The 21,316-nt window shown below is 64.3% G+C and carries 22 protein-coding genes; 15 read left to right on the top strand and 7 right to left on the bottom strand.

The annotated features are described in order from the left end of the window. From hisH to coaA, 7 genes are all read left to right on the top strand, one after another. Positions 1–651, top strand: a complete 651-nt coding sequence (gene hisH / locus EB815_RS02380; RefSeq protein WP_056568896.1) for an imidazole glycerol phosphate synthase subunit HisH — start codon at positions 1–3, stop codon at positions 649–651. An 87-nt stretch (positions 652–738) separates the two neighbouring features. Beyond that, the gene (locus tag EB815_RS02375; RefSeq protein ID WP_056568899.1) at positions 739–1,029 is read left to right on the top strand and encodes a DUF1330 domain-containing protein; all 291 of its coding nucleotides are present in this window, start codon (positions 739–741) and stop codon (positions 1,027–1,029) included. 3 nt (positions 1,030–1,032) lie between these two features. Next, the gene (hisA, locus tag EB815_RS02370) at positions 1,033–1,782 is read left to right on the top strand and encodes a 1-(5-phosphoribosyl)-5-[(5-phosphoribosylamino)methylideneamino]imidazole-4-carboxamide isomerase (RefSeq protein ID WP_056568902.1); all 750 of its coding nucleotides are present in this window, start codon (positions 1,033–1,035) and stop codon (positions 1,780–1,782) included. After that, positions 1,779–2,615: an arginase family protein gene (locus EB815_RS02365; RefSeq protein WP_056568906.1), complete on the top strand. Its 837-nt coding sequence runs from the start codon at positions 1,779–1,781 to the stop codon at positions 2,613–2,615. The genes hisA and EB815_RS02365 overlap by 4 nt, the downstream gene beginning before the upstream one ends. Continuing rightward, on the top strand, positions 2,612–3,406 hold the full coding sequence (hisF, locus tag EB815_RS02360) for an imidazole glycerol phosphate synthase subunit HisF (protein ID WP_056568909.1): 795 nt from the start codon (positions 2,612–2,614) through the stop codon (positions 3,404–3,406). The genes EB815_RS02365 and hisF overlap by 4 nt, the downstream gene beginning before the upstream one ends. A gap of 31 nt (positions 3,407–3,437) precedes the next feature. Next, the gene (locus tag EB815_RS02355; protein ID WP_056568912.1) at positions 3,438–3,761 is read left to right on the top strand and encodes a phosphoribosyl-ATP diphosphatase; all 324 of its coding nucleotides are present in this window, start codon (positions 3,438–3,440) and stop codon (positions 3,759–3,761) included. Between the two features lie 24 nt (positions 3,762–3,785). Next, positions 3,786–4,745: a type I pantothenate kinase gene (gene coaA, locus EB815_RS02350; RefSeq protein ID WP_056568914.1), complete on the top strand. Its 960-nt coding sequence runs from the start codon at positions 3,786–3,788 to the stop codon at positions 4,743–4,745. 59 nt (positions 4,746–4,804) lie between these two features. On the opposite strand, the gene EB815_RS02345 is transcribed toward coaA, so the two are convergent. From EB815_RS02345 to EB815_RS02330, 4 genes are all read right to left on the bottom strand, one after another. Continuing rightward, positions 4,805–6,346 carry a DegQ family serine endoprotease gene (locus EB815_RS02345; protein ID WP_056568916.1) on the bottom strand — a complete coding sequence of 514 codons (1,542 nt, stop codon included), beginning with the start codon at positions 6,344–6,346 and terminating at the stop codon, positions 4,805–4,807. Between the two features lie 243 nt (positions 6,347–6,589). Then, positions 6,590–7,309, bottom strand: a complete 720-nt coding sequence (locus EB815_RS02340) for an MBL fold metallo-hydrolase (protein WP_056570296.1) — start codon at positions 7,307–7,309, stop codon at positions 6,590–6,592. Between the two features lie 17 nt (positions 7,310–7,326). Further along, positions 7,327–8,493: a diphosphate--fructose-6-phosphate 1-phosphotransferase gene (locus EB815_RS02335; protein ID WP_056568919.1), complete on the bottom strand. Its 1,167-nt coding sequence runs from the start codon at positions 8,491–8,493 to the stop codon at positions 7,327–7,329. A 184-nt stretch (positions 8,494–8,677) separates the two neighbouring features. Then, positions 8,678–9,445, bottom strand: coding sequence for a L,D-transpeptidase (locus EB815_RS02330; protein WP_056568922.1), 768 nt, complete (start codon positions 9,443–9,445; stop codon positions 8,678–8,680). Between the two features lie 238 nt (positions 9,446–9,683). On the opposite strand from EB815_RS02330, the gene EB815_RS33910 reads away from it, so the two are divergent. Next, positions 9,684–9,806, top strand: a complete 123-nt coding sequence (locus EB815_RS33910; RefSeq protein WP_080680899.1) for a hypothetical protein — start codon at positions 9,684–9,686, stop codon at positions 9,804–9,806. 157 nt (positions 9,807–9,963) lie between these two features. Continuing rightward, complete coding sequence (locus EB815_RS02325; RefSeq protein WP_056568925.1) at positions 9,964–10,587, top strand: LysE family translocator; 624 nt, start codon at positions 9,964–9,966, stop codon at positions 10,585–10,587. A 31-nt stretch (positions 10,588–10,618) separates the two neighbouring features. On the opposite strand, the gene EB815_RS02320 is transcribed toward EB815_RS02325, so the two are convergent. Beyond that, positions 10,619–13,408, bottom strand: a complete 2,790-nt coding sequence (locus tag EB815_RS02320; RefSeq protein ID WP_081294953.1) for an autotransporter outer membrane beta-barrel domain-containing protein — start codon at positions 13,406–13,408, stop codon at positions 10,619–10,621. 225 nt (positions 13,409–13,633) lie between these two features. Between EB815_RS02320 and EB815_RS02315 the strand changes: the two genes are divergently transcribed. Both EB815_RS02315 and xylB read left to right on the top strand, forming a co-directional pair. Further along, entirely contained in the window at positions 13,634–14,956 is a 1,323-nt protein-coding gene (locus tag EB815_RS02315; RefSeq protein WP_056568928.1) for a tetratricopeptide repeat protein, read from the top strand. 81 nt (positions 14,957–15,037) lie between these two features. Then, positions 15,038–16,492: a xylulokinase gene (gene xylB / locus EB815_RS02310; RefSeq protein ID WP_065005533.1), complete on the top strand. Its 1,455-nt coding sequence runs from the start codon at positions 15,038–15,040 to the stop codon at positions 16,490–16,492. 32 nt (positions 16,493–16,524) lie between these two features. Here the strand turns inward: xylB and EB815_RS02305 are convergent, their stop codons facing one another. Beyond that, positions 16,525–16,887, bottom strand: coding sequence for a nuclear transport factor 2 family protein (locus EB815_RS02305; RefSeq protein WP_056568930.1), 363 nt, complete (start codon positions 16,885–16,887; stop codon positions 16,525–16,527). Positions 16,888–16,994: 107 nt separating this feature from the next. Here EB815_RS02305 and xylA point away from each other — a divergent pair, with 107 nt between their 5' ends. The 3 genes from xylA (at position 16,995) to EB815_RS02290 (ending at position 19,269) form a co-directional block, all read left to right on the top strand. Beyond that, positions 16,995–18,320, top strand: a complete 1,326-nt coding sequence (xylA, locus tag EB815_RS02300) for a xylose isomerase (protein ID WP_056568935.1) — start codon at positions 16,995–16,997, stop codon at positions 18,318–18,320. Positions 18,321–18,410: 90 nt separating this feature from the next. Next, the gene (locus EB815_RS02295) at positions 18,411–18,890 is read left to right on the top strand and encodes a GNAT family N-acetyltransferase (RefSeq protein WP_056570304.1); all 480 of its coding nucleotides are present in this window, start codon (positions 18,411–18,413) and stop codon (positions 18,888–18,890) included. A 175-nt stretch (positions 18,891–19,065) separates the two neighbouring features. Then, on the top strand, positions 19,066–19,269 hold the full coding sequence (locus EB815_RS02290; RefSeq protein ID WP_056568937.1) for a hypothetical protein: 204 nt from the start codon (positions 19,066–19,068) through the stop codon (positions 19,267–19,269). On the opposite strand, the gene EB815_RS02285 is transcribed toward EB815_RS02290, so the two are convergent. Further along, complete coding sequence (locus EB815_RS02285; RefSeq protein WP_056570306.1) at positions 19,266–20,246, bottom strand: GlxA family transcriptional regulator; 981 nt, start codon at positions 20,244–20,246, stop codon at positions 19,266–19,268. The two genes, EB815_RS02290 and EB815_RS02285, sit on opposite strands and share 4 nt — an antisense overlap. 136 nt (positions 20,247–20,382) lie before the next feature. Here EB815_RS02285 and EB815_RS02280 point away from each other — a divergent pair, with 136 nt between their 5' ends. Then, a complete protein-coding gene (locus tag EB815_RS02280; RefSeq protein ID WP_056570308.1) occupies positions 20,383–21,300 on the top strand; it encodes a 3-keto-5-aminohexanoate cleavage protein in 918 nt (305 codons plus the stop codon). Positions 21,301–21,316 lie beyond the last annotated feature (16 nt).

The raw sequence follows: 21,316 nt of genomic DNA, 5'->3' as shown, positions 1-21,316 counted from the left end.
ATGCGGGTGGCAATCATCGATTATGGCTCGGGCAATCTGCGCTCGGCCACCAAGGCCTTCGAGCGTGCCGCGCGCGAAGCCGGAATATCGGCTAAGATCGAGCTGACGGCCGATGCCGACCGGGTGCGCACTGCCGACCGCATCGTCCTGCCCGGCGTCGGCGCCTATGCCGACTGCGCGGCAGGCTTGCGTGCCGTCGAGGGCATGTGGGAAGCGGTCGAGGATGTCGCGATCGCCAAGGCTCGTCCTTTCCTCGGCATCTGCGTCGGCATGCAGCTGATGTCCGAGCGCGGCCTGGAAAAGACCGTCACCAAAGGCTTTGGCTGGATATCGGGCGACGTCAAGGAGATCACGCCGGCGGATCCCGGGCTGAAGATCCCGCAGATCGGCTGGAACACGATCGAGCTTCGGCGCCAGCATCCGCTGTTTGCCGGCATTCCAACCGGAGCCGCGGGGCTGCACGCCTACTTCGTCCACTCCTATCATCTCGACGCGCGCAAGCCGGACGAGGTTCTGGCGGTCGCCGATTATGGCGGCCCGGTGACGGCCACCGTTGCCCGCGACAATCTCGTCGGCACGCAGTTCCATCCGGAGAAGAGCCAGGCGCTGGGGCTGGCGCTGATCACCAATTTCCTGAAGTGGAGGCCCTAGAGCATGGTCCCGAAAAGTGGACGCCGGTTTTCTCGGACAAACGGTCCCCGTTTGTCCAGGGATCATGCTCAAGCTAGGGGATAGGTCATGAGCAAGAAGGGCTATTGGATGGCGATGATCGATGTTCGCGATCCCGAAATCTACAAGCACTATATCCAGGCGAATGCCGTTGCCTTTGCCAAGTACGGCGCCAAGTTCATCGTGCGGGCGGGTCGCCACGAGAACCCGGAACAGCCGACAGGCAATCGCCATGTCGTGATCGAGTTCGAATCCTACGACAAGGCAGTGGAATGCTATCATTCGCCGGAATATCAGCATGCCTCGAAATTCAGGCTTGCCGGATCGACGGGCCATTTCGTCATCGTTGAAGGCGCCTGAATCGTGATCCTGTTTCCTGCCATCGACCTCAAGGACGGCCAATGCGTGCGCCTGAAGCACGGCGACATGGCGACCGCGACCATCTACAACGATGATCCCGGCGCGCAGGCAAAAGCCTTCGAGGACCAGGGCTTCGAATGGCTGCATGTCGTCGACCTCAACGGCGCCTTCAGGGGCCAAAGCGTCAACAGCGCGGCGGTTGGCGCCATCCTCAAGGCGACCAGGAACCCGGTGCAGCTCGGCGGCGGCATCCGCACGATTGCGCAGATCGAGGACTGGCTCGATCGTGGTCTCGCCCGCGTCATCCTCGGCACGGTGGCGGTGCGCGATCCCGGTCTGGTCCGGCAGGCCTGCAAGGCCTTCCCTGGCAAGGTGGCGGTCGGCATCGACGCCAAGGGCGGCAAGGTGGCGGTCGAAGGCTGGGCCGAAGCGTCGAGCCTTGGCGTCATCGAATTGGCGAAGAAGTTCGAGGGCGCCGGCGTCGCCGCCATCATCTACACCGACATCGATCGCGACGGCGTGCTCACCGGCATCAACTGGGATGCCACCATCGACCTCGCCGACGCCGTATCGATCCCGGTCATCGCTTCGGGGGGGCTGGCCTCGATCGCCGACATCGTGCGCATGACCATGCCGGACGCACAAAAGCTCGAAGGCGCCATCTCGGGCCGCGCGCTCTATGACGGCCGCATCGATCCGGCCGAGGCGCTGGCGATCCTGCGGGGGCGGCCGGTGGCGGAGGCGAAATCGTGAAGATCACCATCATCCTCGCCTCCTATGACAGCGGCCACTACCATGGCGGCATGGGCCAGGGGCCGGACGCGCTGATTGCGGGCGGTCTCGTCGACGCCCTGACCATCGCCGGCCACGACGTCGCGGTCGAGGATATCGGCAGGGTCGGCGACGACCAGGAACGCGAGATCGCCACCGGTTTCGCTGTCTGCAACGCCGTCTCGGGCGAGGTCCGCATTGCCATCGACAGGGGGCGGTTTCCTATCGTTCTGGCCGGAAACTGCCTGACCAGTGCCGGCGCGGTCGCCGGCGAAGGCGCCGATGCGATCATCTGGGCCGACCAGCATGGCGACCTCAACACGCCCGAGACCTCCGTATACGGCTTCCTCGACGGCATGGCGCTGGCGACCGTGCTTGGCCTGTGCTGGCGCCCGATGGCATCAGCCATTCCCGGCTTCCAGCCGATCGATCCGTCGCGCTGCGTGCTCGTCAACGCCCGCGATCTCGATCCGGCCGAGCAACAACTCCTCAAGACCCTGCCGGTGATCCGCACTGAATGCCCCGGCGTGGCGCAAGCGACCGAAAGACTGAAAGCCGCCGGCGCCAAAAGCGTGCACATGCATCTCGATCTCGACGTGCATGACCCGAAGGAGCTGCAGGCCAACCGTTACGTCACATCTGGCGGGCCGAGCCCCCAACAGTTGCGCGACGCCGCCTGCGCCATGGCGCTTGTCGTACCGGTCGTCGGCATCACCGTTTCCGCCTACGATCCGGCCTTCGATGCCCAGGCCGACGTGCCACCGCTGGTCGGCCAGTTGCTCAACGACCTCATCGCCACGATAGAGGGCCGCTGATGCTGAAAGCCCGTGTCATCCCGTGCCTCGACGTCAAGGACGGCCGTGTCGTCAAGGGCGTCAATTTCGTCGATCTCATCGACGCCGGTGACCCGGTCGAGGCAGCCAAGGCCTATGACGCCGCCGGCGCCGACGAGCTGTGTTTTCTCGACATCACCGCTTCGTCCGACAACCGGGAAACGATCTTCGATGTCATCGCCCGCACCGCCGAACAGTGTTTCATGCCGCTGACCGTCGGCGGCGGCGTGCGCCAGGTCGCCGACATCAGGAAGCTGCTTTTGGCCGGCGCCGACAAGGTGTCGATCAACACGGCTGCGGTGAAGAACCCGGATTTCGTCGCCGAAGCGGCCGACAAGTTCGGCAACCAATGCATCGTCGTCGCCATCGACGCCAAGAAGGTCTCCGGCGCCGGCGAGGCCGACCGCTGGGAGATCTTCACCCATGGCGGACGCGAGAAGACCGGCATCGACGCGGTCGAATTCGCCCGGAAAATGGTCGATCGCGGCGCAGGCGAGATCCTGTTGACCTCGATGGACCGCGACGGCACCAAGGCCGGCTACGACATCGCGCTGACGCGTGCGATTGCTGATGCGGTGCGCGCGCCAGTCATCGCCTCGGGCGGCGTCGGCACGCTGGACCATCTGGTCGAAGGCATTCGCGACGGCCATGCCGGCGCGGTTCTGGCGGCCTCGATCTTCCATTTCGGCACCTACACGATAGCGCAGGCCAAGGCGCATATGGCCGAGGCCGGGCTGCCGATGCGGCTGGACTCCTCGGTCGATCGGCCCTAGAGGCTTCCGGCTAAGAAAGGCTCCCGGCGCCATGGCTGAATTTTCGCTGTCCGATCTGGAAAAAATCGTCCATGAGCGCGCCCATTCCGGCGATGCGGACTCGTGGACGGCCAAGCTGTTTTCGCGTGGCATCGACAAGGCGGCGCAGAAGCTTGGCGAAGAGGCGGTCGAGACCGTGATTGCCGCCGTCAAGGGCGAAAGGCAGGGCCTCGTTTCCGAAAGTGCCGATCTTATATATCATTGGCTCGTCGTTCTCGGCATTTCGGGTGTCCCGTTGCGCGACGTGCTCCAGGAGCTCGAAAGCCGCACGGCGCGTTCGGGCATCGCCGAGAAGGCGTCGCGGCCCAAGGGCTGAGCACGAGGGAGGGCAGGTATCTCGATGGATCAGCTCGCGCCAACCGAGAAATATTCCCCCTTTCGTTTCTTCTCCGCCGAGCAATGGTCGCAATTCCGAGCCGACACGCCGCTGACACTGAGCGAGGACGAATTCCGCCGGCTGCGTTCGCTCAACGACCCGGTCGACCTCGAAGAGGTCAAGCGTATCTATCTGTCGCTGTCGCGGCTCTTGTCCGCCCATGTCGAGGCCAGCCAATTGCTGTTCAGGCAGCGCCAGGCCTTCTTCAACGCCGTCGATATCGTCAAGACGCCGTTCATCATCGGCATTGCCGGCTCGGTGGCGGTCGGCAAATCGACCACGGCCCGCGTGCTGAAGGAATTGCTGGCGCGCTGGCCGTCGAGCCCCAAGGTCGATCTCATCACCACCGACGGCTTCCTGCTGCCCAACGAGGTCCTGCGCCGCGAAAACCTGATGGAACGCAAGGGCTTTCCCGACAGCTACGATGTCGGAGCGCTGCTGCGTTTCCTCTCCGGCATCAAGTCGGCGCTGCCCAATGTGCGCGCGCCGGTCTATTCGCATCTCACCTACGACGTCATTCCCGGCGAATTCGTCACCATCGACCGGCCGGACATATTGATCTTCGAAGGCATCAACGTGCTGCAGCCGGGCAAGCTGCCGCAGGACGGCAAGATCGTGCCTTTCCTGTCGGACTTTTTCGACTTCGCCATCTATATCGATGCCGACGAGAAACTGATCCACCAGTGGTACATTTCCCGTTTCATGCGTCTGCGCGAGACCGCATTCCGCAATCCGGATTCCTTCTTCCACCGCTATTCGCAGCTCTCGGAGGATTCGGCGCGCGCCATCGCCGAAGGCCTGTGGACCAACATCAATCTGAAGAATTTGCGCGAAAACATCCTGCCGACGCGCGCCCGCGCCGACCTCATCCTGCGCAAGGGCGCCGACCATCTGGTCGAGGAAGTGGCCCTGCGCAAACTCTAGATGGCGAGGGCGGGCTCGTCGCGACAAGCCCGCCCTCGGGTCAAACCCGGCTCCGCGCCTCAGCCATTCGCGAATGGCACGGCGACATAGATCTGGCCGCCGTCGCGTTCGACCAGCAGCAGCACCGACTTGCGGCCCGACTTGCTGGCCTGGGCGATCGCCTGCGTGACCTGCCTGGCGCTCTTCACCGGCGCCTGGTTGACGGCGACGATGATATCGCCCGGCTGGATGCCGGCCGCGGCCGCCGCCTTGTCGGGACTGACGCGCGCAACCACCGCGCCATGCTCGTTATCGGCGAGGTTCATTTCCTGGCGGATGTCGGGCGTGATATCCATCAGGCCTAGGCCGATCGCCGGCGCGCGTGAGCCTTGTTCGGCGCTCGGCATGCCGGAGTCGTCAGTCGACGCCGTCTTCACGTCGTCGCTGTTTTGCCCGACATTGACGGAAATCTGCATGGCCTTGCCCTTGCGCCAGACATCGAGCGATTCCTTCGCGCCAGGGGCGACATCGGCGACGGCGCGTGACAGATCCTTGGGGTCCTTGACGTCCTGTCCGGCGAAGCCGGTGATGACGTCGCCGGCCTCGACGCCGGCGCTGGCGGCGGGCGAGCTGTCATTGACTTTCGAAACCAGCGCGCCGCCGGGATGATCGAGCCCGATGGCGCTTGCCACGTCAGGCGTCACCGGTTGGATCTCGACACCGAGATAGCCATACTGGATCGAGCCGTCCTTCATCAGCTTGGCCACGACCTTCTGCGCCTGGTCCGACGGGATGGCGAAGCCGACGCCGACACTGCCGCCATTGGGCGAATAGATCGCCGTGTTGATGCCGACAACATTGCCGTTCACGTCCACCAGCGGGCCGCCGGAATTGCCATGGTTGATCGGCGCGTCGATCTGGATGAAATCGTCGAACGGTCCGCTGTGCAGGTCGCGGCCGCGCGCCGAAACGATGCCGGCCGTCACCGTGGTGCCGATGCCGAACGGATTGCCGATCGCCAGCACCTGGTCGCCGGTCATCAGGCGGTCGGAATCGCCCCACTTGACCGTCGGCAAGGACTTGTCGGCCTTGATCTTGAGCACGGCGAGATCGTTCTTGGCGTCGCGGCCGATGAGCTTGGCGGGAAGTTCGGTGCCGTCGTCGAGCGTCACCTTGATCGAGGAGGCGCCGTCGACGACGTGGTTGTTGGTGACGATCGTGCCGTCGGCACTGACGATGAAGCCGGAGCCGAGCGCTTCGGCGCGCTGCGCCTGTTGCGGCGGTGTCCGCGGAGCGGGCATGCCCTGGTCGCCGAAGAACTGGCGGAAATATTGGTCGAACGGCGAGTTGCCGAGAGGCATCCCGTCATCGGCGCTTGCCGGCTGCGCCTTCATGACGGTGGTGACCGTCACCACCGCCGGCTTGTCGGCCGCCACGATCGGCGCAAAGGAGCCATTTGGCGCGGTGATACCGGCGACAGGGGTCTGGGTCGTCGCGACAACGTTGCTCACGGCTGTGTTGCCGGCACTTTGAGCAAATGAAACGACGAAGGGGCTGATGATGAGGGCGGCGCCCAGCAATGCGGCGACGCGATGTCTGCGAAGAATGTTGTGAGATGACATGGTCGTTGTCCGTGCGAGACATTGGGTTTGGCGCCGTGGCCTGTATGGGAGCGGCCCATTCGGCGTACCGGCCGTCGCGGCCGCCTGTCTCGCTTCATGCGGCGGCCGTTCAGGTCGATGAAACCGGAATCTAGGACGCGGATGCGGGCGAATTAGGTTTTTTCGGTTATATTACAAAGATTTAATTCTTTGCGGCCTGATAGGCGCCTGACCGCCCCTTGCAGTGTGCGGGCTTGGCGAGGTTCAAATATCGCCGGTCTTTTTGATGTAAGCCGTTGCAATTTCACGCATACGCTTGCGCTCGAAGCTCGGTCCGTGGCCGCCATGGCCGATGCGGATCGGCAGGTCGAGCAGCCGCTGCATGGTGCTGACATAGGCGGCCCGGTCGGAATCCGGCAGGCTGTCGATCAGCGTGTCGTCGTAGATGGCGTCGCCGCTGAAAAACAGGCCGTCGGCCTCGTCGAACAGCGCGATCGAATCCGGCGAATGCCCGGGCAGATGCAGGACTCGGAATTGCCGGTCGCCGAGATCGATCACGTCGCCCTCGTCAAGGGTCCGCGTCAGCGGCGCCGATGGGATCTTGTAATCCGCCGACTTCCAGCCCGGCTCCGGCAGTTTCGAAACGGCACCTTCGAGATCGTGGAACATGTAGGCGTAGGTCGCCGCCTCATCCATGCTCTCGAACTGCGCGGCACTCATCTTGGGTCCAGCCCGCCATGGAAACTCGTGCAGCGAGCCGACATGGTCGAGATGGATGTGCGTGGCGACGACCAGCAGCGGCTTGCCCGGCCGCGTTTCGATCTCCGGCGCCAGCGGACGGATGCCCATGCCGGTATCGACCAAAAGATCGGCGTCGCGACCGCGCAAATGCCAGATGTTGGCGCGCACATAGCCATGCACGAACGGCTCGGTCAGCATCGTCGTCCTGTCGTCGACGATGCTCTTGGTGAACCAGCCCGGCATCAGGTGTGAGCCTGACATTAGACGAACGGCTTCCCGACCTTGTACTTTTCCGGCACCAGCCGCTTGAGATAGGCCATGCCGGCGTCGGACAGCTGGCTGACGTCCGGCTTCATGAAATTGTCAGGCATGTGGCGGGTCTTGCCGGCGACATTCTTCAGCGGCACCTTCTTCAGCACGGTCTTTGTGCCATCATATTGCAGCGCCACCGAGCCGCCGCCCTGTTCGGCGACAGAGACCGCGAAGGCGCCGGCATCGAATGCCTCCTGCGCGTCGACGGCGCTGATGGCGCCGACATAGCCGCGCGGCATGTAGCCGAGTGCGTCGACGCGGGCCCGCTTGCCCGGAAGCCCGTCGGCCAATGCCCGTTCCAGCGCGGCCGGCAGGTCGCTGCCCGACAATTTGACGTTGCCGTGCTGGTCGCGTTCCAGTTTCTCCGGCGGCACCAGGCTCTCGACCAGTGCCTTGCCGTCGGCGGTGCTGACCCCTTCCGACACCGCGACGATGCAGCGCTTGTGGCGGTCGAGCATGGCACGCACGTCGTCGATGAAACCGGCCGCGGAGAACGGCCGCTCGGGCACGTAGACGAGATGTGGGCCGCTGTTGGGATCGAGCTGCCAGGCCGCGGCGGCGGCAGTCAGGAAGCCGGCGTGCCGGCCCATGACGATGCCGACATAGATGCCGGGCAAGGCGCGAAAATCGAGGTCGACGGACAGAAAGGCGCCGGCGACGAACTCCGCCGCCGAAATGAAGCCCGGTGTATGGTCGTTCTCCTCGAGATCATTGTCGATGGTCTTGGGTGCATGGACGAAAGCAATGGAACCGCCGGCGGCGTCGGTCAGGATCTGCTGTGTGCCCGACGTGTCGTTGCCGCCTATATAGATGAAGGCGTCGGCCCCGGCCTTCTGCAAGCCCTTGAGGATGACATCGCAGTAGGCCGCGTCCGGTTTGTCGCGCGTCGAGCCAAGCGCCGCGCTCGGTGTCCCGGCAATCAGCCGCAGCCTATCCTCGGGGATGGCCGAAAGGTCGACATAATTGCCGTCACGAATGCCGCGCACGCCATGGAGGGAGCCCAGCACCCTGGCGCCGGGATGCCGCTTGCGGATCTCCAGCGTGGCGCCGACAACCGTCTGGTTGATGACGGCGGTCGGGCCGCCGCCTTGCGCGATAACAAAAGTTCCGGCCATTCCTGACGTCTCCCGAGGCGATGGGTTTCAAGGCACCTTCGCCTGTCTCGCGGCATCGCGCAACGGGGAGTCGCGGGCACGATCCCGAAAAATGGAAACCGGTTTCTCGGACAAACGGTTTCCGTTTGGCCAGGGATCATGCTCGAACGAGACGATAAAGCGGCCGCGTTGGCCGCTCGAAAGATCACATGACGACGACCGGGTTTTTCTTCGAAACGCGGCTGTAGAGGTCGATGATGTCCTGGTTGATCAGGCGCACGCAGCCCGACGACATCGCCTGGCCGATGCTCCACCATTCGGGCGAGCCGTGGATGCGGTAGCCAGTATCCTTGCCGTCCTGGTAGATGTAGAGCGCGCGCGCCCCAAGCGGGTTGGTGAGGCCGCCGGGTTGGCCGCCCTGCCACTTCACCAGTTCGGGCTTACGCTGGATCATTTCGGGTGGCGGTGTCCAGGTCGGCCATTCTCGGCCATACTGGATGTTGGCGCGGCCGGACCAGCGGAAGCCGTCCTTGCCGATGCCGACCCCATAGCGGATCGCGTCGCCATCCGGCTGGACGAGATAGAGCATGCGCTCCTTGAGATGGACGACGATGGTGCCGGGCGCTTCGCCGGTCGTGTCCACGACGATCTGACGGCGGAATTCCGGCTTGACCTTCAGATACGGCACCTCGGGCACGTTGAAACCGTTGTCCGTCAACGCGGCATACATCAGGTCGGGGCTGGTGATGTTCTTGTCGACGCTGATCGCCGGCCGCATCGGCGGTACGGAACCGGTGACCGTATTGTCGAGTTCAAGCGCCGGCATGCCGCCGCCGGAAGTCGAGCAACCGGCGGCGCTGAGCAGCGCCAGCGCGCCTGCCCCCGAAAGGACGGCGCGGCGGGAAAGATGATGATCGGTTTCGATTGCGTCGCCGTTTCGTGGCGGCGTCAGACCTTGCGGCAACTCACGCATATACCCAAACCTTACGCTGTCGGCGGGAAGCACGGTCCGGCCGGATGGCAGGCATTTTCATCATTCATGGTTGATAAAGCGTGAATGCCTTGCATCGCCTGCATTTGCGCGTCGCCTGGCGCGGTTCGGCCCTCCCGGGTCACCGCCAACCGAGAGCTCCTGCACAAAAAGACCCGGTTCATGTCATAATCCCGGCGTCGGAGGCTCCTACGCAGCAAGCGATCAGCGAGGGGCCTCCATGTGCAAGACGTTAAAGACCGACATCAAGCTTTTTGCCGCTGCCATTGTCGCGGCCGCACTGGTCCTCGGCGCCAATGTCAGCCTGGCCGATATCGTGAGCACGCTGGGCGGCGCGAACTGACGCCAACCTGCCGTTCGCGCAATTGATGGCGCGGCAATTTCAGGAAGAATGCGTTTTGGTCTTGCGTCCGCAATTGCGCAAGAAACAAGGATCATGCCCCTTTACATTCTCCCGGGGCTGAGGATTTATCCTTTTCCTTAACCCAAGGGAGACAGACATGTCCTTCGAAAACTGGGCCGCTTTCGCCGCCGCGTCGACGATCCTTCTCATCATTCCGGGACCGACCATTCTGCTGGTCGTGTCTTATGCGCTGGGCCAGGGCTGGCGCACCGCTCTGCCGATGGCCGTCGGCGTGGCGCTCGGCGACTTCACCGCCATGACCTTGTCGATGCTGGGCATCGGCGCGCTGCTCGCCGCATCGGCTGGTGTCTTCACCATCCTGAAGCTGATCGGTGCCTTCTATCTGGTCTATCTCGGCGTGAAACTGTTCCGCGCTGGCGGAGCGCTGAAGGCCGAACCCCGGACCGATGCCGTATCGTCGGCAAAAATGATGGCGCACGCCTGGCTGGTCACCGCGCTCAACCCGAAAAGCATCACCTTCTTCGTTGCTTTCCTGCCGCAGTTCCTCGATCGGCATGCCGACTTCTGGACGCAGATGCTGGTCTTCGAGACCACCTTCCTGGCGCTCGCCTTTGCCAATGCGTTTGGCTATGCGCTGATCGCGGCACGCGCGCGAAACGTCGTGCGCAATCCCAAGGCGATCCGCGTCTTCAACCGCACCGGCGGCACATTGCTGGTTGGTGCCGGCATCGCCACGGTGGCGATGCGTTCGGGCAATTGATCTCCTGACGCATGGTGAGGCCCGGAGGGTCTCACCATTTGACGCTGATTCCCAGATTGCCATCGAGGATGCGGCGCTTGGCGCCGCCGAGATTGGTCGTGTAGTCGCCGGTGGCGAAGATGCTGACCTTGTCCGTCACCTTGGCAACGACGCCGCCGCCGAACTCGAGCGAGGTCGACCTGCCCTCGGTCGTGATGTCGGTGGTGTCGAAGCTGACACGGTCGGTGCCGCCGAAATCGTGCCAGATGTTGGCCTTGAGATAAGGCTGCAGCGCCATGCCGTTGATCGTGGTCTCGCCCTGCAGCCGCGCGCCCAGCCGGCCGCTGACGCTCTCGTCGGTGCCGAAGGAAACCGACGAGAAGCGGTCGTTGGTATCGTCCAGCGACAGATGCTGCCAGACCAGTTGCGCTTGCGGCTCGAGCGTCCAGCCCTGCGCCAGCGCAATGGGATAGCCGCCTTCAAGTGAAGCTGTGACGCCTGTCCCACCGATATCGATGCCAATGTCGCGCGACGACGTCGCGTTGCCCCCGAAGAAGGTGGCCATCAGGACGCCGTCCAGATACCAGCCGCCCTGGCCGATGCGGGTCCAGTAGCCGCCGACACTGGTGCCGGTGACGTCGAGGCTGCCGACGGACAGGTCGTTCCATCCCAGCGCCTGGCCGCGCACATCACCCTTCATGCTGGCATAGGCGACGAACAGGCCGGCGCGATCGATTCCGCCCGAGGCGGTGTCGCGGCCGAACACGTCGAAGCCCGCCTGCAGGCCGAACAGGGTGCCATCGAAGGATGGCGACACTGTTCCCGACCAGCCCATCTTGGCGTCCTGGCCATGGATGCGGCCCCAGACCGGCGACAACTCCGTGTCCGACAACAGGCTTTGCTCGCCGCGCCGTTCATGGAAAGTGCCGAGCGTCGTCATCGCCAGGTGCTCGGCCACGGGCGGCAAGGCCGAATAGACCGGCACCTCGATGCGGTAGAGCACGATTTCCTGACCGACCGCCGGCACCGGCAGGTCGGGCACGGCAGTCGGCACCACCGGTGGCGGCGGTGGCGGATCCGCCGGAGGCGCCGGTGGTGGCGGCGGTGGTGGTTCGGGTTGCGGGTCGCTGGTTTGCACCGGCGGCGTCGGGTCGACCGGCGGATTGTTGATGTCGCCCTCGCTCGGCGGTGGCGTCGGCGGCAGTTCGGAGGGCGGCGGAGGCGGCGGCTCGGCCGCCGGGGGCACCGGTTCCACCGGTGGCGAGGGCTCGAGCGTCGGTGGCGCCGCGGCCGGCGACGTCGGTGTTATCAGTGTCGAGCGCAGATACCAGTTCTCGTCGCTGCCGGCGCTGACGCCACCCTTGAAAAGATAGTATTCGAAGGCGCCGGCGGCGACCGGCCCGTCAAGTGCGAAGGTCGAGGCGCCCGAGGTGGCGCCGTTGATGGCCTGGACGAGCATGATGCCGTCCTGCGTGGTCGCGGCACCCGCGCCGCCGACATTGACCACGGAAATGCCGGTCGAGCCGGAAGCTGTCCCGCCTGACAGGACCAGCCTGTCGGACGCGGAAGAGTCGTCGCCGAGTTCGGTCTGGACAAGCAGCACGCCGCCGGCGCCGACATAATTGCCCGAAATCGTCAGCCGGTCGGTCGCTCCGGTGGTGCCGTTGGTCAGGTCGATGCGCCCGGCATTGGTGACCTCAGCCAACTGGCCCGCCGTGAAGGCTTGGATCGTCGAGTTGAAGCCGCCGCCATAGAGCGTGCTCGCAGCATCGACGCTGAGCGAGCCTGTACCGGTGCCGCTGTCGCCGAGCACAAGATTGCCGTCGAGCATCAATTGCGTGTCGTTGCTGGCGTCGATGCTCTCCCAGTTCTGGACCCGGGCGATCCCCTCCAGTTTGACGTTGTCGAAGGTCAGCGTGTCGGTGCCAAGGCCGCCATTTATGGCATCCGTGCCGCCGAGATTGGCGTTGGTAAGGTTGCTGAGCTTGGCGGTATCGTTGTCGGCGCCGAGATCGACCGCGCCATAGATGATGCCGCCGCCATTCCAGACGAAATTGTCGGAGCCGAAGCTCATCAGCACGTCGCCACCGACGGTGCCGCCGGTGATTGTCACGCTGTCATTGCCGCCGCTGACGCTGATGTTGCCGCCGATCGTGCCTCCCGAGAGGATGATGGTGTCCTGGTCGAAGCCGGTGACGAGGTTGCGGTCGATGGTGCCTCCGGACATGTTGAAATAGTTCTTGTCGAGCTTCATGTTGACGCGGCCGATGCGGCCGCCGGTCATCACGGCACGGTCGCCATCGTCGAAGAAATCGACGATGCGCCCTCCCGTCATGGTGAAGGTGTCGAGCCCGTCGCCCTGGTTGAGCGACCCGATCTGGCCACCGCTCATGTTGAAGTCGTCGATGCCGGCGCCCTGCTGGACGTTGCCTGTGACAGTGCCGCCGCCGATGGTGAGGAAATCCGTGCCGTCGCCCTGGTCGACCGTGCCGGTAATGATGCCGGACTGCATGTTGATGCGGTCCATGCCGGGACCGAAAGTGACGTTGCCACTCACCTGGCCGGTGCCGCCGGCGGGAAAGGTGAGCGTATTGTCGCCGCTGGTGTCGGTGAGGCTGCCGCCTGAATCGCCGCTATCGCAGGTGAAGGTGGTATTTCCCGCCGATGGAACCAGCACGCAGGCCGCGAAAGCCGCGGAACCGGGCAGCAACACAAACGCTGTAGTTGCAAGCAAGCTAATAAACCATGGTCGAATTTGCTGCGGCCTTTGCCGCGACAAAGAAATCACCCCATCAACGTGCTCCGAACGACCATTCGGAAGCTGTATTTCAAAATGCCGCATCGCGTCCCCTCTCAGATCGCGATTACAAGCCCTTCGCCGCGCCGCAATGAAGCCACAATCCGTTCGATTTTACAAAGCCTAATCTGCTCGCCATGGTTGATGAATTGCGAAATCTACTGAGATCAGTGTGCGCGGTGCACGGTTGGCGCGTCCGCGGCCGATGCTTTAAGATCGCGTTGGACCGAGGGGCATCGTGCCCGCAACGCGCCGGTCAAGGGGGGTTGCATGGCGATCAAGGATGCATTCGACCTGGCACTTTCGGGTGCGACGCAAGCGGGATTCGTGCCCTACAGCCAAGCGGTGAGCCAATTGCAGTGCTTCATCGGCGATCCCGTGGCTTCCGTCGATCGCGCCATCGCGCAGGACCCAGGTTTTGTCATGGCGCATGTCTTCAAGGGCTATCTCTTCGGGCTTGCCACCGAGCGTGAGGCGACGGCCGTGGCCAGGGCCTGCCACGAGGCGGCGCTGCCGCTTGCCGCGACAACGCGCGAAAAGGCCCATGTCTCAGCCCTCGGCCACCTCGCCAACGGGCGCTGGCATGATGCCGCCAGGATCCTTGAGGACATCACCATCGAGACCCCACTCGACGCCGTGGCGCTGCAGGTCGGGCACCAGATCGACTTTTTCACCGGCAATGCCCGCATGCTGCGCGACCGCATCGCGCGCGCCTTGCCGTCCTGGCAGAGCGGCATGCCCGGTTACCATGCCATGCTTGGCATGCAGGCCTTCGGGCTGGAGGAGATGGGTGACTATACCAAGGCTGAAAAACTCGGTCGCATGGCGGTCGAGATCGAACCGCGCGACGGCTGGGCGCAACACGCCGTCGCCCATGTGATGGAAATGCAAAGCCGGCAAAGAGACGGCATTGCCTGGATGCGCGCCAACCCCGAAGCCTGGACGAAGGATAGCTTCCTGCAGGTGCACAATTGGTGGCATCTGGCGCTGTTTCACTACGATCTCGGCGAGACCGACCAGGTGCTGGCGCTCTACGACGGGCCGATCTACGGCACACCATCAACAATGGCGCTCAATATGGTCGATGCGTCGGCGCTGCTGTGGCGGCTCTATCTCGGCGGCGTCGATATCGGCGACCGCTGGGCAGCGCTGGCCGCCAATTGGCCGGGGGCCGGCGCCGGCGACTATGCCTTCAACGATGCCCATGCGATGATGGCGTTTGTGGGCGCCGGGCTCGATGCACAGGCCCGGACCTTGCTCGAGGCACAGCGCGAGGCCATGCGTGGCAGCGACGACAACGCCGCCTTCACCCGCGATGTCGGCTATCCCCTGACGCTGGCGATCAAGGCGTTCGGCGAGGGCAACTACGCCGAGGCCATACGCCTGATCCGGCCGATCCGCGCGATCGCCCACCGTTTCGGTGGAAGCCATGCGCAGCGCGACGTCATCGACCTGACGCTGATCGAAGCCGCGCTGCGAGGCGGGGACCGCGTGCTCGCCAGGGCGCTCGCGGCCGAGCGGGCGATGGCGCGACCGGACAGCCCGCTGTCGCTACTGTTTTCACGACGCGCCGCCGATTTGTCAGAGAATTGACCCGGAGCGGATCTTGCCTTAAAAACTGGCTCGGCCAGATTTTTTCGAGATCCGAAAAAAATAATGGCATGGGAGGAAAACATGTATCTCGGCCTCGACCTGGGCACGTCGGGCGTCAAGGCGCTGCTGATGGATGCCGGACAGAATGTCGTCGGCTCCGGCCACGGCTCGCTTGACGTTTCGCGGCCGCATCCCGGCTGGTCCGAACAGGATCCGTCGCACTGGATACGCGCCTGCGAAGACGCGATCGGTGAACTGAAGGCTTCCCATCCCAAGCAGTTCGCGGCGGTCAAAGGCATCGGCCTGTCGGGCCAGATGCACGGCGCCACCTTGCTCGACGCGGCCGATCACGTGCTGCGTCCCTGCATCCTGTGGAACGATACGCGCAGCCATGTCGAGGCGTCGGCACTCGACGCCGACCCGCGCTTCCGCGCGCTGACCGGCAACATCGTTTTCCCTGGCTTCACCGCACCCAAGCTTGCCTGGGTGAAGAACAACGAGCCCGCCGTCTTCGCCAAGGTTGCCAAGGTGCTGCTGCCGAAGGATTTCCTGCGGCTCTGGCTCGCCGGCGAACACATTTCGGAGATGTCGGATTCGGCCGGCACGTCCTGGCTCGATGTCGGCAAGCGCCGCTGGTCGGCCGAACTGCTCGCCGCCACCGCGCTTGACGAGAAGCAGATGCCGTCCCTGGTCGAGGGCACACAGAAGGCCGGCGGGTTGCGTGCCGAATTGGCGTCGAAATGGGGCGTCGAGGCCGGCATCCCGGTTGCCGGCGGCGCCGGCGACAATGCGGCTTCCGCCTGCGGCATGGGCACGGTCGGCGCCGGCCATGCCTTTGTCTCGCTCGGCACGTCGGGCGTGCTGTTTGCCGCCAACGCGTCCTATCTGCCCAACCCGGCAAGCGCGGTCCACACCTTCTGCCATGCGCTGCCCAACACCTGGCATCAGATGGGCGTCATCCTGTCGGCGACCGATTCGCTCAATTGGCTGTCGGAGATCACGGGCAAAGGCGCGGGCGAACTGACCGCTGAACTGGGTGACGCGCTGATGGCGCCGAGCGGCGTGTCCTTCCTGCCCTATCTCTCCGGCGAGCGTACGCCGCACAATGATTCCGCCATTCGCGGTTCCTTCACCGGCCTGGCGCATGAATCGAGCCGCGCGGTGCTGACGCAGGCGGTTCTGGAAGGCGTCGCCTTCGCCTTTCGCGACAGCCTCGAAGCCCTGAAGAAAGCCGGCACCACACTGACGCGGGTGACGGCGATCGGTGGCGGCTCGCGCTCGCGCTACTGGCTGAAATCGATCGCCACCGCGCTGCAGGTGCCGGTGGATATTCCAGCCGACGGCGATTTCGGCGCCGCCTTTGGCGCCGCCAGGCTTGGCCTGATCGCGGCGACCGGTGCCGATCCGCTGGCCGTCTGCTCCGCGCCCAGGACAGATGCCACGATCGAACCGGATGCCAGGCTCGGCGGTGCCTATGCCGATGCGTATCACCGTTACCGGGCGCTGTATCCGGCAATCAGGGGCGCCACGGCGTGAGCGGTTTCTCGCCCACGCCACAGCTCGGCAACTCACTGCGCCGGCACCTTGTCGAGGAAGCCGGTGACGCTCTTCAGGCGGCCGTTCTCGATGACACCGATGTCGGTGCCTTCGATCATGGAAGGTGTGCCTTCCGGGCCGAGATTCCAGGAGAAGCGGATCTTGTCGGCAAACCCGTCCGGCGCGCCCTTCAGCGAGAACCGGAAGCCGGCAAAGCGCTGATGCACGCCGTCGATCAGCGCCGCGACGCCGTCATGGCCGTCGCCCTGCATGAGCGGATCGCGATAGCTGACGTCTTCGGTGAAGGTCGCCTTGAGCAATTCGGCGCGGCGGCTGGCATCGCTTTCGTTCCAGGCGGTGATGTAGCCCTCGGCGATTGCGTTGAGGTCGGTCATGGTCTGTCTCCTTTGTTTGTTGACATCAGCCTTTTCGACCGGTGCAGGACCGAAACCAATTACGCCTGAGGTAATCAGGGCGAACTATTCGAGAGAGGACAGAAATCATGAGCAGCGGATTTTTCGGCGACATCCAGAAGATCAAATATGAGGGGCCGGATTCGACCAATCCGCTGGCCTATCGCTTCTATAACCCCGACGAGGTCGTCGCCGGCAAGCGGCTGGAAGACCATCTTCGTTTCGCTGTCGCCTACTGGCATTCCTTCGCCTGGCCGGGCGGCGATCCGTTCGGTGGCCAGACCTTCGACCGTCCCTGGTTCCCCAAGGCCGGCGGCGTCGACACGATGGAACTGGCGAAACTCAAGGCCGATGTCGCCTTCGAGATGTTCTCTCTGCTCGGCGCGCCCTATTTCTGCTTCCATGACGCCGATGTCCGGCCCGAGGGCAAGGATTTTTCCGAGAGTGCCGCCCGCCTCGACGAGATCGCCGACTATTTCGCCACCAAGATGAAGCAGACCGGTGTCAAGCTCCTGTGGGGCACGGCGAACCTGTTCTCCAACCGCCGCTTCATGTCGGGTGCCGCCACCAATCCCGATCCGGACGTGTTCGCCTATGCGGCGGCGACGGTGAAGAGCTGCATCGACGTCACCAAGCGGTTGAAGGGCGAGAACTATGTGCTGTGGGGCGGCCGCGAGGGCTACGAGACGCTGCTCAACACCGACCTCGCCCGCGAGCAGGAACAGGCCGGCCGCTTCCTCAGCCTCGTCGTCGACTACAAGCACAAGATCGGCTTCAAGGGCACCATCCTGATCGAGCCGAAACCGCAGGAGCCGACCAAGCACCAATACGATTACGACGTCGCCACCGTCTACGGCTTCCTCAAGCGCTTCGGCCTGGAGAAGGAGGTCAAGCTCAACATCGAGCAGGGCCATGCCATCCTGGCCGGCCATTCGTTCGAGCACGAGCTGGCGCTGGCCAACGCGCTCGGTGTCTTCGGCTCCATCGATATGAACCGCAACGACTACCAGTCGGGTTGGGACACCGATCAGTTCCCCAACAACGTGCCGGAGATGGCGCTGGCCTATTACCAGGTCCTGCAGGCCGGCGGCTTCAAGACCGGCGGCACCAATTTCGACGCCAAGCTGCGCCGCCAGTCGCTCGACCCGCAGGATCTGCTGATCGGCCACATCGGCGGTATGGATTCCTGCGCGCGCGGACTCAAGGCAGCCGCCCGCATGATCGAGGACAAGGCGTTGTCCGCGCCGTTGGCCGAGCGCTACGCCGGCTGGAACAGCGCCGAGGCCAAGGCGATGCTGGCGGGCAAGCGCACGCTGGAGGAGATCGCCGAGCGCGTGGTGAAGAAGAAGATCGAGCCGCAGCCGCGCTCCGGCCGCCAGGAACTGCTGGAGAACATCGTCAACCGTTACGTCTGACGCCTGACTTCTGGACAGACATCTGCCCGATGTGGCTGAAAGCCGCCGTGATCGCCTTTTGCTAGTTCGCTCTCCCGAAGGGAGATGAAAATGGCAAACGGACAGATCACGGTGCGCAAGGCGCGGCTGAGCGATCTCGTGGCTCTCAAAAAGGTGCTGCGGGAGACGTTCGAGGGCACCTGGCTGCCGCACATTACCCAGGCATCGGCGCGGCGCTATGTCGAGACCGATCTTGGCGGGCGCTATGTCCAGGAGAGCTGGCCGGAATTCACCATTGCCGAGATCGGCGGCGAGATTGCCGGCCTGATCCACTGGCGCGGCGATTTCATCGAGGCTTTGCATGTCAGGGCCAGCCGTCAGGGCCAGGGCGTAGGCGGCAGTCTGCTGGCGCACGCCGAACAGGCTATCCGCGCTGACGGATTCCGCCAGGCTCGGCTCGAGACCGATACGTTCAACGAGCGCGCCCAGAGCGTCTACAAGGCGCTCGGCTACGTCGAAAAAGATCGCTATCCGGATGACGAATGGGACAGCGGTTTCACAACCGTTCTGTTCGAGAAGCGGCTGGGCTGACGTCCCCTGATCCGGATTTTGGCGTGCGTAACGGCTTTGCGCCAAAGCGCTCATTCGGCGACAAGGTTTTGCCCCTGGGTGCCCCTCAATGACCTCGCTCTTGCCTTCAAACTGCCGTCACGTATCTCGTATAAAAGGGACCTGTGGCGGGTGAAAAGGAAGGAGGCGAACCGATATGCAGCACGAACGCGAAATCGACGCCCTGCTCTCATCCGGTGAGACCGGATCGATCATTGACCGGCTGATGGCGCTGCCGCGGCCGACCGACGACGTGAAAAACGAATGGGATCGCGCCGTCAGCAGCCGTTTCGAAATCCGTCTTGCGAGGCAGATGCGCTCGCAGATCGACGCTGGCACCGATCGCCGGAACGCCGCTTAACCCCGACGAAGCCTGACCGGGGCTTCGCCAAATGCTCTTGAAAACGCTCTGGAAAACGCCGCGGCGGATGAGAATCCCGTCCGCCCGGCAATATCCGCCATCGCCACCCTGGTGTCGACCACCAGCCGGCGCGCCGCGCCCAGGCGAAGCCTCAGATAATAGGCGCCAGGCGTCTCGCCGATCGACTTGCGAAAAATACTTTCCAGGGTCCGGGCCGTCACGCCGGCGCGCTTTGCTATGGCTTCTATGGTCAGCGGCTGGTCGACATGCGCTTCCATCAGCCGGATCGCCTGCGCCAGGCGTGGATCGTAGCCGTCGAGCCGGCCAAGCGAGACCAGCGGCTGCGCGTCGGTCGCTACCCGTGCCTGGTCGTAGATGAACGCGCTTGCCACATCGAGCGCCACGGCCATGCCGAGCCGGGTGCGGATCAGGTGCAGCATCAGGTCCAGCGTCGGCGAGGCGCCGCCGGTGGTGAATACCGGCCCATCGATGATGTACCGGTCGGGGCGCACGTCGACCCCGGGAAAGGCCGACGAAAAATCCTCCATGTCCTCCCAATGCGTCGTGGCGCTGCGCCCCTCCAGCAGGCCGGCGCGCGCCACCAGCCATGTGCCCGCCTCGACGCCGCCGCAGGCGCGAGCCGCCCGCGCCGCGCGGCGCAGGCCGGCGAGCAAGGCCGACGTGGCATAGTTCTGTGTGCCGAAGCCCGCGACCACGACCAGGACATCGGTTGGCTCCGTCGCATCGAACCGGCCGCTGACCGCCACGGGCAGGCCGCATGTGGTGACCGGCGCTTCCCCGGTCACCGAAACCAGTTTGAAGTCGAACAGGGTTTCGCCGGCAATACGGTTGGCGGCACGCAGCGGGTCGACGGTGCACGCCACGCACATGATGGATGCGCCGGAAAACACCAGCAGCGTCACCTTGAGCGGCGACTGTTCGGCGCGAAAGATTGTCGGTTTTTCGTTTTTTGTCACGCAGCCTTCGTAAAGCGCAAAGCAGTCCCCTGCAAGTCGCGCAATGTTATGCGGGTTCCTGTGCATGTCGTTGCCCCAAAACCGGTTCCCACTTTTGGGCGACATGCATGGCTGTTTCGATTGGGAGGAGAATTCCATGCCGCTTGCGATGAACCGTGAGGTCTTCATTACCTGTGCCGTGACCGGATCCGGCGGCTCGCAGGATCGTAGCCCGCATGTGCCGCGTTCGCCCAAGCAGATCGCCGATTCGGCCATTGACGCGGCCAAGGCCGGTGCCGCGATCGTCCATTGCCATGTCCGCGACCCAGAGACCGGCAAGCCGCGCCGCGACGTGCATCTCTACCGCGAGGTGACCGAGCGCATCCGCGCGGCGGATGTCGACGTCATCCTGAACCTCACCGCCGGCATGGGCGGCGACATGGTGTTCGGCTCGCCGGAAGCGCCGCTGCCGCTTAACGAGAAGGGCACCGACATGGGCGGCGCCACCAACCGCATGGAACATGTGCGCCAGTGCCTGCCGGAAATCTGCACGCTCGACTGCGGCACCATGAATTTCGCCGAAGCCGACTATGTCATGACCAACACGCCCGGCATGCTGCGTGCCATGGGCGGCATGATGACGGCGCTCGGCGTCAAGCCCGAGATCGAGGCCTTCGACACCGGCCATCTATGGTTCGCCAAGCAGCTGGTCGAGGAAAAGGTGCTCAACCCCGACGCGCTGGTGCAGCTCTGCATGGGCGTGCCGTGGGGCGCGCCTGACGATCTCAACACCTTCATGGCCATGGTCAACAACGTGCCGTCGACCTGGAACTGGTCGGCTTTTTCCATCGGCCGCAACCAGATGGCCTATGCCGCGGCCGCGGTGCTCGCCGGCGGCAATGTCCGCGTCGGGCTGGAAGACAACCTCTGGCTGGACAAGGGCGTGCTGGCGACCAATGCGCAGCTGGTCGAGCGCGCCGCCAGCATCGTCACCAATCTCGGCGCTCGGATCCTGGGGCCAGAGGAAGTGCGCAAGAAGCTCAACCTGACCAAGCGGGCGCCGATCGCGGCATAGTTTGGAGGGCATCGAG

Origin of the sequence: Mesorhizobium loti, from assembly GCF_013170705.1 — a bacterium.
GTDB classification, from domain to species: domain Bacteria; phylum Pseudomonadota; class Alphaproteobacteria; order Rhizobiales; family Rhizobiaceae; genus Mesorhizobium; species Mesorhizobium loti_D.
This window is presented reverse-complemented; position numbering and strand designations above follow the sequence as displayed.